Below are 11,606 nucleotides of genomic sequence, written 5' to 3'. Positions count from 1 at the left end.
GCTTGATGAGCCTTCAAGCGGAACACGACTGCTAAGCTTATCCACAATTGCTGGGACAAAAATCAGCAATCCGCCCTGGGTCAATTTTCAATCGGCAGGGTGGGTCAGTTTTCAATCAGCGCCAACATCTTGGATAGCCCGACAGCCTTCTTAGCGCCACGTAGCCGTAACCGCAGATCACTCAGTGATAAATGCGGTTCATGTAAATATTGCCGCCGCCAATCGCCCAACTCACCACGACGTATAGGCTGCCTCCGACGGTCTGAAATAATGAATAACCGTCGATGAAGCTGACGTTCGTTATCCTAGAAGTGCGGATGCTGGCGCCTTCGCGAAAACGCCCCGTTTTATCGCCATAAACTGTCCCCATTAGTATCGGAGGGCTGTCGACGGCCGCGAACAAAAACGCGGTGATGGGCACGCCGAAATCCATCTCCATTGCCATGGCGACAGCCGGCGGAATGGATAGGGCACGCTGTCGCTCAGTCATCAAACGGCACGCCTGCATGGTCAGCCGAGGAATGCTTTTCGCTGTCTACTCCACACATCTTTCAGCCCCCTTCAACTATCGACATATAACTGTACTAATCCCAACTGCACCCATGGGTGTGCGCGACTTCAAGCAAGCTCAATCAAAAAGCCAGAATCAAAGCCCGTTTGTTCTCGTGGGTAACCTCTGGGGTTTGAGACCACACGACAGCCCCCCAGCGTGATGTCAACTGCGCGGTGTGTATGACCAAAAATCCAGAGATCTGTTTTTTCAACTAGAGCGTGCCACCGGTTCGTGTACGCCGCGACGAGATGACCAGCATATTTTCCACCTGCGGCCTCAGGAACAGGTGAGTGATGCGTCACCACAATTGTTCTTCCGTCAAAATGTTTGTCCAGCTCCTCCGTAAGCCAATCGTACGTGGCGTGGTTACGAACAATCACATCGGTGGGACGTAACCGCCGATAGTTATCGCCTGTACGGATAACCCGGAAATCATTCATCCGCTCCCATGCAGTTCGCGATGCTGCCCCTACATCGCCAGTAGCGGAAAAATCAGTCCATCCAGTGGCGCAGAGGAACCGTGTTTGATTCCAAATAAAGGTCTCGTTTTCCAGGACGTGGACGTGCGGTAAGGCGGCTTCCTTCATCTTGCGTAGCGTGTGATCGATGTGGCCGCCGTAAAACTCGTGATTCCCGCAAATGTAGATGACAGGGCACTCGAAGGCTTCATTCGCCCATGTCACGCCCTTGGCTTTTACATCAATGTCCCCAGCCAATATCACCAGGTCAAAGGCATTGGCCGTGAGCTGATAGGGCGAAAATTCGTTGTGAAGGTCTGAAAGCACCTGAAACTTGATCAATGGCCTGATCTCGATTTACAGCTAAATTGAAAGAGCGAACCCAGAGGAACGGTCGGATTTCGCGAGCCATCAACGGACACACCGAACCGATACCGCCACCAATATAAATATATAGATTTGAGTGGCGGATGGCAAACGGGGCATACAACTCTGTTTTAACGGAACGGAAAAATGTCTGTGCGCACCGCATTCGCCGCAGCGCTAAAGGTCTTGAGAAAAAAGAGAGGCCTCACGCAGGAAGCTTTGAGTGGGAATATCACTCAGTCACACGTCAGCCAAATAGAAAATGGGAAAACCTCGCCCAGCCTTGAAGCCATCATCGAGCTTGCCAGAGTGATGGAGTTAAACCCCGTCGCACTGATGGCCCTGGTGTGCGCGGCGCAAGATGAGCTGACGGCCAGCGAAGTCCTGGAGCTCGCCAAAAAAGATCTTCAGGCAATCTCGCTACTAAAGGTCGCGATTCCATTAGAGGTCGAGGCAAAACCGCATCCGGGTGTCGCTGCAGCGGCAAAAACCCGCGAGAAAGTCCAAACGTTGAAGGAAAAAGGCTTCTCGCAAGCGGATATCGCACGGGAACTGGAGATGGCGGAATCGACGGTTCGGCGCCATTGGCATCGTTCGGGTTGAGGTAGTCGTAAATATTGAATAGTCCCCGAATTTTTACCCTCAGTTAACACATCACACCTTCCTGCTCGTTCGACCTAGCGGTGGCCCCAGACGTGGCGATCACTGCCACCAAGTGTGAGATGCGGTTTTTCATTTCGCCCTTTCGATTGTGTCAGTCACTCCAAGGTACTCAGCTCATGCCGAGCGCGCTCAAACAAACTTACAACTACACGTACCAACGACGTCAAACAGGCCGGCAGGTATCGCCATAGGTCGTGCTCAATTGCGGGTAATTGCACTGACCTAACCATCTATATGCATTCGAACTGACACGTCATTTGCATCGGATTCGACCAGGATACTTCGGGGACATGACCGGCAGGAATCGTCCAACCTCCCCCCTGGAGGGAAGCGTCTAATTCATAACCGCCATAGACACACTGCCGACGACTTCGTAACCTTGGGGAAAGCCTCGTCGATTTATCTTTTTTGTCCACAAGTCGCTCACTCAGACGGGCTAAGGCCCGTTCCTTAACCAGAATTTATATCTAAGGAAGAAAATGCAGCTAGGTAACGTAAAGCATTTCAAAGGGATTGGTTATGTCTGCTTTCTGGACATACTTGGGTTTTCTCAGGATATCCTTTCGAACTGGAGTGCATCTGAGTCAAATCCATTGGATAAGCTATTAGCTATAAAATCAGCACTGCCAGTGCTGCACGCTGATGAAATTGAGCCAGAATTGAACTCATCTGTCCGTAGCTATGTGTGCCGAGTTAATACAGTGTCCGATAGCATCACAATAGCGTTTGGACTCGAAAACAAGCTGATTATTGGTGATATGGTATTAGGCCTGGAGGCATTGTTGGCAAATGTACGAGAAGTTTGGCGCACAGCAATAGAGCTGGGCTACACACTACGAGGAGCTATTGATTTTGGCGATATTTATTGGGACAAAAACGAATTAGTAGGGCCGGCATTTATAAATGCATATCGTCTTGAATCAGAAATAGCAAGGGTTTCGAGGGTTCTTGTATCGTCGAAATTAAATAAACTTCTTTCTGATCTCGCCAGCAACTATTCAACTGGCATTACGGAGCACCTAATTACTAACTTTAGGAAAGATGTTGACGGTTACATTGTTTTAGATCCTTATAAAATGGGTGCCACAGACGAAGAAAGAAAGCTGTTAGTGCTGAAATTACAAACAATGGCAAGCCGGGTATCGCTCCCACTAATAAAAGAAAAATATGCACCACTAATCGAAATGCTTTCAAAAGAACCATCAGAGTTAGAACATAGCCAACTTGGTTGCTATTAGCGGCATGATTGAGGTGATAGTTACCGGACGCGAGTGACTGTTATTGGCCGAACCCGTCGTTCGAGGGCGGCATCTTTCGGCTGACGCGGTCAATAACGTTAGGTAACAACGGCAGACCATAGAACGACGAATGCTGTCTGCAAGGACTTCGGCGTTAACCGACAGGCTAGATTGACTCACCGACGGCGCTTGCAACCTCCGAGGCTTGCGCGCGCAGACCATACATCCGCTCTGCGTTTGTTTTGATCTTGCGGATTCTTCGGCTGACGACAACGGCGTTACGCTGCCGCAGTTCCGGCCGGATCTTCAATAGTCCCGTATTTATTGATTGAAAGATCCGACTCGGTAGCAACTGAGCCGCAACGCCACCGTCGATCTCCTCCAAGCAAACTCGGACAAGCTTGACCAACGTAATCGCCTCGTCTGGGGAGAATGCTGTGGGATGTTTTTCCGAGAAAACGAGACCGGGAATGGATGAACGTGCCTCCCAGAATCTCTGAAGTCTTGGCGCGTCGTGCTTTAAGAGCTTCGAATACTCAGTCGATAACTCGGTGCTCCCGTGAATTATGTGGTTGCGCCTTAGCCTTAGGTACTTCACCGTTTTGAGCAATGACGGCTCTATCGGTACAGTCTCACAGGTGGCAAAAGCCTTGCTCAGGCTTTCATCAATGGGATCAGCTACAGCTATTGGAACTCCAGCTATTTCGCCCCAGTGTCGCAAGGCCGCTTCGATGAAGATAAGGAGCTGCTCCACTGCAAAGGCGAAGCTGACCCCCAGCGACGCATTAAGCTGTGCCTCACGAAACGCCACGAGGCGCGTCATCGGCACATGTATTCGGTCGGCAAACTCATTCTCAGGGAACACCGCGCTCGTGAACGCCGCAGGAAGACGCGTCGCAAGCTCCCGCCACCGTGCTGCAACATCTTCGTGCATGAAAAGGATGAGACACATCTGGTCGTTGACGCTAGCCAATGCCCGCAGATGCACGTTGCGAAGAGGAGTTTTAGTGGGAGGCGACATCCAATGCACTCTAAGGTTTGGTTAAGGGATCAACTATAACCGGACATGAGTGAACGAAGCGAATGACTTTAACCCGTTGTTAGGCAAACGCTGTGAATCGACGTCAGATAGTACAAACCGCCCCATAACCAGTTGTTCCCTTGCAGAAAACAGGCTGGACAACATTGGAAAATGCCGTTTGCAAAACATATTCAACGCCACCAACTAGGAAAGCGATATATCAGTTTACGATGTTTCTGTATCTTTGGTTATTTTCGAACTCTTAACTTTTTTATCTACGAATATGGATGAGTGTCTAAAGCGATGTCTAAGCTGTCTATGCGCTCAAATACTTGGATCGCCAAATTTAATATGCAAGGATTAATGTTGTCGACATTGGCATACCACTTGAGCGTATTGCGTAGTAAGGGCTCGCCCTATTTTTTTCGGTTCCTTTGATTGCCTTCTCGGCTAAAAGTCTGGATGGTGAAAAAGCCGGCTGGTCAAAAACCGATGCAAACGGCTGAGGGATTTGCAGACGATGCGGAACCACTTCAAAAATAATGGCCCATAGCCACAATAGACGACACCTCCTGTCTGTTTGGGAGCTAGAATCACCAAACATGAATTTACGCACAAGTCAGTGTGATCGCGTTTAGCTCCAATTGCTGCCTGCAAGAGGCTTGAGGCCGTGTAGGCATCCTCAAGGATCATCGTGAGGTCGTGACATGGAAAAGCAAAATGCTGAGCACTTGCTAAGACTACTCGCCCACGCAGCCACGCTCTGTAGTTCTGACCGCGCCCATGCGTTACCCGTTCTGCGCCAGGCCGGCGCCCTGCTTTGGAGACTTGAGCCATCCGGGCCACCGATATCCGCCCTCGTACTGGAACAGAAATTAAGCACGCCGATTGAATGTTGGCTGCCCGAGGAGATCAGGGGTGATTACTCAGGCCCGCTACTGACCACCAACATGGCGACGCAGACATGCAACGAAATGATACTGGAGCTTAATGTCAGGCAGCTCTGGGAGGTGATCCAAGCGTGCGTCAACCGAGTAAAGCAGGCTTGCCGCCTTCGCTCGGATGGTGAGACGCTTTACCGCAACTTTCGTCTGTTTTTGATCGAGCATGCCGTCATCGAGCCCTCTCAGGCTCGTGACGTTTTCGTACCACTGAACTTGTCGCTTTCCGATTTCTACGAGCCCATCCCACCGCAGCTGCAACACAACGGGCTGATCTACCTCTGCCCCATCTGCCGATGGCCCATGAATGCGCAGCGGCACGAGGTTAACTGCGACTCCGCGTGGTGCCGGGAAAAGAAAAGCGTCTTTCAGCTCAAGGGCACACAGCTCGTCAATCGCATCAATAACAGCTCACTGAAAGGCGAGCCTCCAAAAGACCGCTTGATGCTCAAGCCCGCGCTTTGGAAGTTCACGTTGCAGCCCGGATTGCTGGAATTGGCACTGGCGGGAAAACTCACGGAAAAAGGATTTGAGGCGCTGCTGTGGCCCGACGTCGATCGAACGGATCTGCGTATCCAGTTGGGCGGCTCGATCCAGGATATTGATGCAAAAGTCTGGGTGTCACCCCACGAGCTCGCCAAGCACATCGAAAGGATTCCAGACCAGGTGTCCCGCTGGATCGTGATACCCGATTACCAGAAGAAAAATATCCCATTGCTCAGAGAGCGGTGCCCTGCGGGTGTACGGGTATTTACCCAGAGCCAATGCGTACGGGAGGCACAAAAACATGCGGCCCCTTTCTGACTACGCCACCATCTTGTTTCTCGCGCTCGCCGCACGCCATGTATCCACCGAACCCATGTTGGCTGATGCCACTGCGATCATCGCAGGACGCACGCGCAAATGGAGCGCCTGGGAGTCACTGCCAGAGTTGCAGCAATCACTGATCGCCCAGGGTTTGCGGCTCAGGCCATCCATGCTCGCGCAGCCCAAGCGATTTATGATGAGTGCCGAGGCCATCATCAAGAGCGAAATGAGCCCATTCGAACTGGTCGATAGCACGAAACTCGGCCTTGAGTTGAATGAGCGCGACAGGTATCGCGTATCACCCAGCTTGGATGTTGACCAACTGATCCGGGAAAACTTTGAGGCGTTGAGAAATGGGCGCCCGGCCAGCGTCACGGCCCAGCTTCCGGAAACGGGAGACGTGGTGCTCAAGCACATCACCGGCGATCAGATCAGAGTTTTCCAGATCCCTGAGGCCGAACGAGCCGTGTTGGCGACGCGCATCCAGCACATCAACATTGCCCCCTCCTCAGCTGTCCCCGAAATAAGCTGGGACTACGAGGCGCTTGAACGCCTAGCCCAGCAGCTGGACTTGGAATCCAGCCTTCACAGCCAGCACGCCACGTCCCTGAAGAACATCTGGGGTGAGCAAGCCACGCGCGCGGCCAACTCCGGCAGTTTCTATCGGGTCAATGCTCCAACGGGCACCGGCAAAAGTGTCGTCATGCTCATAATGGCCATTGACGCTGCTCGCCGTGGACACAAAGTCGTTATTGCCGTACCGACCTTGGTCGAACTGGCCAACACCGTGCAGGCGCTCAAACAGTCAGTAGCGGTTACTGCCAAGGATCTAACGGTCGCACCGCTGCATTCCGCGACTCGTATTCACGAAAGAGCAGAAATGCATTTCGCACAACGCAGTGTTGACCACCCTTACGATTACGCCTGTTTGCTCAATGCCTACTCGGGCGATCTCAAGGCCATAGAGCCTGGCACTGAGCCTTGCTTCAACGTTCAGGTGTCGACGATCAAGAACGATGAGAGCGAATCTTCAAAGCGACTGAAGCATTGCCCATTCCTGTTTCAATGCGGTCAAACCCGGATGCTGTCGCAAGCCATCGAGGCGAACATCGTGGTCATCAACCACCATGCGCTGCTGTCGGGTACCACACGCATTCCCCTGTCCGACGCTGAACAGTTTCCAGGCCCGCGAAGCCTGATCGAAATCCTGCTGCGAACCTCCCCGGTCTTTCTGGTGGATGAGATTGATGCCCTGCTTAAAACGGCCATCGACAGCAGTGTGATCGAGCTCCAGCTAGGTAACCTAGGTGACAACAGCCCGCTGCTACGCCTGTTTAATAATGTTGTCAGTCGACCCAAAATTTCGGGGATCGATCGAAGTAGTTTTTTCCGAGTCAACTGGGCGCTGACCTATTGCACGCTCAGCGTCAGTCAGTTGATGAACCTTCAGCAAGAACGCTATTTCGAGTGGCCAATCAAGGAAACCACTTGGCCCGAAGCCAATGACAGCTTCATCATGAGTGCCCTTGGAATCGAACGCGAAACACTGGAGCACCTCTTCAGCAACAATGTAGGAAGTTTGCCGCCCTACCTTGAATCCCTGAGCCGCAACCTGGCCAATTGGCGCACCAACGATGGTGAACATAGGCTTGAAACGCTCGCCACCGAACTCGGTCATCTCATCACTTCACTCTCTGCCGACGGCCAGTTGCCGGTGCCGCTCAAGGAGCACGAGCGTATACGCCTCAAAGCATCGCTCATCCTGAGAGGCACGCTGTTCATCATCGAGACACACCTTCGCAATCTGCAAGTGGAACTCCCGGCTTTCGTCAACGCAGAAATCCCCTTTGCGTATGAAGTCCGGCGAAGCATCACCGGCCCAGAGCCGCTGAGCCCCAGTCCGAACGGCCCACTGCAGCGCGCTGTTTTTGGTTTCAAACGCAAAGACAGTAGCGAGGACGAATCGACCCTGAATGTCGTGGCCATGCGAGGCGATCCGCACGGCACCCTTCTCTCTCTGCCTGATGTGAGCGCGCTGGGTTATGCCGGCGTAAAACGATTGTTCATTGGCTTCTCCGCCACGGCTTACTTCCCAGGTGCCAGTTCGTTCGACTTGAAGGCACTGGATCTGATCGACGTTCCGGATGCCAAAGGCCAAGTCACCTTCAAGGATGTGAATCTGACCACCGCCATATCAGGTGCGCCCTATTTCGAGCGCAAATACCGCGTGACGAAGCTCGCAAAGGAAATCTGGCCATGGGTGCAAACACGGCTCGAAAGCCTCAGCCAAGATCCCGTCACTCAGGACAGAGCCCGACTCCTGCTGGTCACCAACAGCGATTCAGATGCCGAAGCCCTCGCCATGACGCTGGCCAATATGCCAGGAGGCCCTGGACAGTCAGTAGGCTGGGTGCGAGGGAGAAGAAGGGAATACAAACCTTCATCACTTACCAGCCAGCACACGCTCATCTATGACGATCTCGCCGAGTTTACGTCGGGAAAACACAAGGACAAGACTGTACTGGTCAGCGCCTTGGGGCCTATGGCGCGAGGCCACAATATCGTCAACGCCGATGGGCTCTCAGCCATCGGCGGCGTCGTGATTTGTGTTCGCCCGCTGCCGTCCTCGGACAGCCCCAATAACAACCTCGCCCATATCTGCTACGAAACCGCCAATACCGTCTTGCCACGCATCAGTCCAGGCGAAGTGATGATGCAGGAGCGCAACCTTTCGAACGATTTGTTGCAGCGCATCCGCACCTCACCTCCGGCGTTTACCCAGCAGCCGCACAACATTCGTCACTACACCATCATGAACATCCTAGTGAGCCTGACTCAACTCATCGGTCGAGGACGTCGGGGCGGTACACCCGTCACTTGCTACTTCGCAGACGCCGCCTTCCTGGCAGGACGGACAACATGGCCACAGATGCTCGCAGACAGCGTTGCGCGGCTTAAGCATGACGGTGACTGGGGACAGTTCGAACTTCACCACGCCGGCATCGCGACGGCTGTTCAGCAGTACATTATTCAATCGAGAAAGGAAGCATGATGAAGACGCTTGAACTGCGCACGACCCTGTTCAAATTTGACCCTACACAACTGGGCGAGGCGTATCGCGTTCAAGTCGGCACGCATTACATTGACGCTTGGCAGGCCCTCCAGGGACTGACGCCCAAGCCTCATCCGGGCCTGCCCACAACAGGGCTGGAAGAAATGCTCGCGGTGCTGTCCGGTGGGCCCGTCAAAGTGAATTTGTTCCCCCAAAAGGACGGCGGTGTCTCGGCGATTCTTCTGCTCAATCCCGTCCCTATAGACAGGATCAACGAGGCGCTGCATCTCTGGTCGATGGATGTGCTGAGGATCTGGAACCAACAGCTTGAAGGGTTTGAAGGAAAGCTGGTGGTCACAGGCCTTGTACCGCTGCCAGCGAGCGGCCTGGTAATGCCTGGCGACATCTCGTCCTTGGCATATACCGTGATCCCTTGGCTGGTTGGCCAAGCGCTCATCAAGAATCCAATGCAAGCCAGCCGGCCTATCAAACTGTACCAGTCGGCAGACACGACGCTTCTCGCATGGGATGACCCCATCGTCTCAGAGAACGACGTCCGATACGCCAGTGCACTCCACGCCATTGAGCCGAAACTGATTTTGCTGCGTGGCCGAGATAAGCCGTACCTGCAATTGCGAGTGAAGCTGAGTCAGATCATGCCTAGCTGGGCCGGCAAGAAAAAACACACTTGGGTCAAAGTAGGTGACCTTATCGTAAAGGCCAAGATAAAAACTCGACGCGTCGATGATCAGTGGAGGACGTTTTACGAACACCCCGTGGAAAAGCTGCTGACTTTCATGGGTGTCCCTACGTTCCCAAACATAAGCGAAGGCAACATCCCCATCGACAGCGACGTCCGGCCTATCCCCTCCACGCCGCCTTCCACACCCTTGATCGCCTCCGGCCCCGGCCCGCAGTTTCTCGATCAGGCCAGTTTCCATCTCTTGCGCAGCCTGCCGGGCACCTCTGCTCTACTGGCAAAAAAAGCGGTCGCCAGCATGAAAGAAGTCAGAACAGAAGCCACAGGAGAAGTGGTGAACCTGGCTGTGATGGTGCTCGCGGCACATTCCGAATTGATGCTGCGCTTGCACGCGGCTAGCCGATCGTTAGCGGTGGACAGTCAGTTCTTTCGCAAGGTGACACCGCCTTTGATAACGCTGACGCGACTGGATGTTCCAGACGCACAGCGCATGCTCGCGGGAGAACATGACAGTCATGTGCTCAAAGAGTGGCTGTTGAGTCATGTGCTCAAAGAGTGGCTGTTGAGTCATGTAATTCCCGCTGCCAAGCAGCAACCGACTCAGGTAGCGATCATCGAAACCAGTTCGGCTGCCGCCGCATTGGCACCGGAAAAAGATCCCAAACACTTGATTCGCCGCGTCTTGGCAGAGCATGGGATTGCCACCCAATTCATCATGCACACCGACCCTACCGATGAGCCAAAGAAAAAGCTGAAGACCCAGGATGCCAGGGACTTCAAGGCCCTCAACTCGCTCATCGAAGCGATCCGCTTGAGCGGCTATCTCCCGGCCCCCACCCCAAGAATCAAAGCGATGCCCGAAAACACCACGGTGCTTTCTATAATAGTTGATCGGTTTCAAGATAAGGGGTGGTCGACATTACTCCCCATCATCACCCGAGCTACCTTGGGCTCTCGCAGCCCTGAAGTATTCTGGTTCGACCCCGGTTCTGACTTCGTAGGTAAGTGGTTCAGTTATACAGATGGCCTGACGGCTATCCATGCTACGACTTCATTACTCACGCCGGACACGCTGAGGAAATTGGTCACCCAATCATTTCTGGTTCCAACAAGCACCGCTGACGGCCCATTGATTGTTTGCCTGGATAGCAATTTGCGCACGTTTTACGGTGGACTCAAAGACAGCCCTGGCCAGGGCCTTCCTCCCGTGCCACAAGGCGCGGCGATTGTCCGGATCCGAGCAGACGAGGATGTCGCACAAGTCAGCGGCAACCAAACGTTCTCTCCCTACACGCCTCACTACATTGGCACCAAAGTTGGCGTGTTCCAGTCCTGCGAAAATCCGGACGTTTACTACTTCATTTCACCGTCCAAGCAGTTCGGCACCGTTCGATCACAGCGTCACAACACCCGGTACGACGTTTCGGATCGAGACTTACGAGATCCTTGGCAGCAGTTGGGTGTCACGGAAATCACCATTATTGACCCAGGTACTTTTGCCTCGACCACTGCCACGGCGGAGCAAGTTGCTTTGCTCTGCAGGAACGCGCCCTTCTGGGATGGCCACCTGCGTCTGCCCGGGCTAATGCACTTGGGCGCACAGATCGCAGGAGACCATCCGATCCTGGAAATGCATAGGAAGGCAGAGGCCAATCGGGGGAGCTGATTTGGAGCTCTTGTTGTTTGTTTTTGACTTTTTTTGATGGCATCAAGGATTGAAGGCCCGAGGCCTATGGGGCCAAATGGGCAGAAAAATGTATTCCTGCGTGTATCAGATCGGACTTAAATCCACAGGGCTAAGAAGGAA

The 11,606-nt window shown here is 53.3% G+C and carries 8 protein-coding genes; 5 read left to right on the top strand and 3 right to left on the bottom strand.

What is annotated here, in order from left to right; genetic code table 11:
• Positions 1-181 precede the first annotated feature (181 nt).
• Both GVL50_RS11515 and GVL50_RS11510 read right to left on the bottom strand, forming a co-directional pair.
• Entirely contained in the window at positions 182-490 is a 309-nt protein-coding gene (locus GVL50_RS11515) for a hypothetical protein (protein ID WP_256671854.1), read from the bottom strand.
• Positions 491-618: 128 nt separating this feature from the next.
• Entirely contained in the window at positions 619-1,350 is a 732-nt protein-coding gene (locus tag GVL50_RS11510; RefSeq protein ID WP_159813026.1) for a metallophosphoesterase family protein, read from the bottom strand.
• Positions 1,351-1,524: 174 nt separating this feature from the next.
• Between GVL50_RS11510 and GVL50_RS11505 the strand changes: the two genes are divergently transcribed.
• Both GVL50_RS11505 and GVL50_RS11500 read left to right on the top strand, forming a co-directional pair.
• Positions 1,525-1,980 (top strand): helix-turn-helix domain-containing protein, encoded by a 456-nt coding sequence (locus GVL50_RS11505; protein WP_159813020.1) that lies wholly within the window; start codon positions 1,525-1,527, stop codon positions 1,978-1,980.
• A gap of 539 nt (positions 1,981-2,519) precedes the next feature.
• Entirely contained in the window at positions 2,520-3,278 is a 759-nt protein-coding gene (locus tag GVL50_RS11500; protein ID WP_159813018.1) for a hypothetical protein, read from the top strand.
• Positions 3,279-3,444: 166 nt separating this feature from the next.
• Here the strand turns inward: GVL50_RS11500 and GVL50_RS11495 are convergent, their stop codons facing one another.
• Positions 3,445-4,299 carry a hypothetical protein gene (locus GVL50_RS11495; RefSeq protein ID WP_159813016.1) on the bottom strand — a complete coding sequence of 285 codons (855 nt, stop codon included), beginning with the start codon at positions 4,297-4,299 and terminating at the stop codon, positions 3,445-3,447.
• A gap of 707 nt (positions 4,300-5,006) precedes the next feature.
• Between GVL50_RS11495 and GVL50_RS11490 the strand changes: the two genes are divergently transcribed.
• Genes GVL50_RS11490 through GVL50_RS11480 form a run of 3 tightly spaced genes read left to right on the top strand, consistent with a single transcriptional unit; the run spans position 5,007 to position 11,465 of the window.
• Positions 5,007-6,044, top strand: coding sequence for a hypothetical protein (locus tag GVL50_RS11490; protein WP_159813014.1), 1,038 nt, complete (start codon positions 5,007-5,009; stop codon positions 6,042-6,044).
• Positions 6,028-9,099, top strand: a complete 3,072-nt coding sequence (locus GVL50_RS11485) for a hypothetical protein (RefSeq protein WP_159813012.1) — start codon at positions 6,028-6,030, stop codon at positions 9,097-9,099. Before GVL50_RS11490 ends, GVL50_RS11485 begins: the two co-directional genes overlap by 17 nt.
• On the top strand, positions 9,099-11,465 hold the full coding sequence (locus GVL50_RS11480) for an RNaseH domain-containing protein (RefSeq protein ID WP_159813010.1): 2,367 nt from the start codon (positions 9,099-9,101) through the stop codon (positions 11,463-11,465). The genes GVL50_RS11485 and GVL50_RS11480 overlap by 1 nt, the downstream gene beginning before the upstream one ends.
• Positions 11,466-11,606 lie beyond the last annotated feature (141 nt).

Origin of the sequence: Pseudomonas sp. 18058, from assembly GCF_902706155.1 — a bacterium.
Taxonomy (GTDB): domain Bacteria; phylum Pseudomonadota; class Gammaproteobacteria; order Pseudomonadales; family Pseudomonadaceae; genus Aquipseudomonas; species Aquipseudomonas rustica.
The sequence above is the reverse complement of the archived record's forward strand: the minus strand, read 5'-3'. Positions and strand labels throughout refer to the sequence as shown.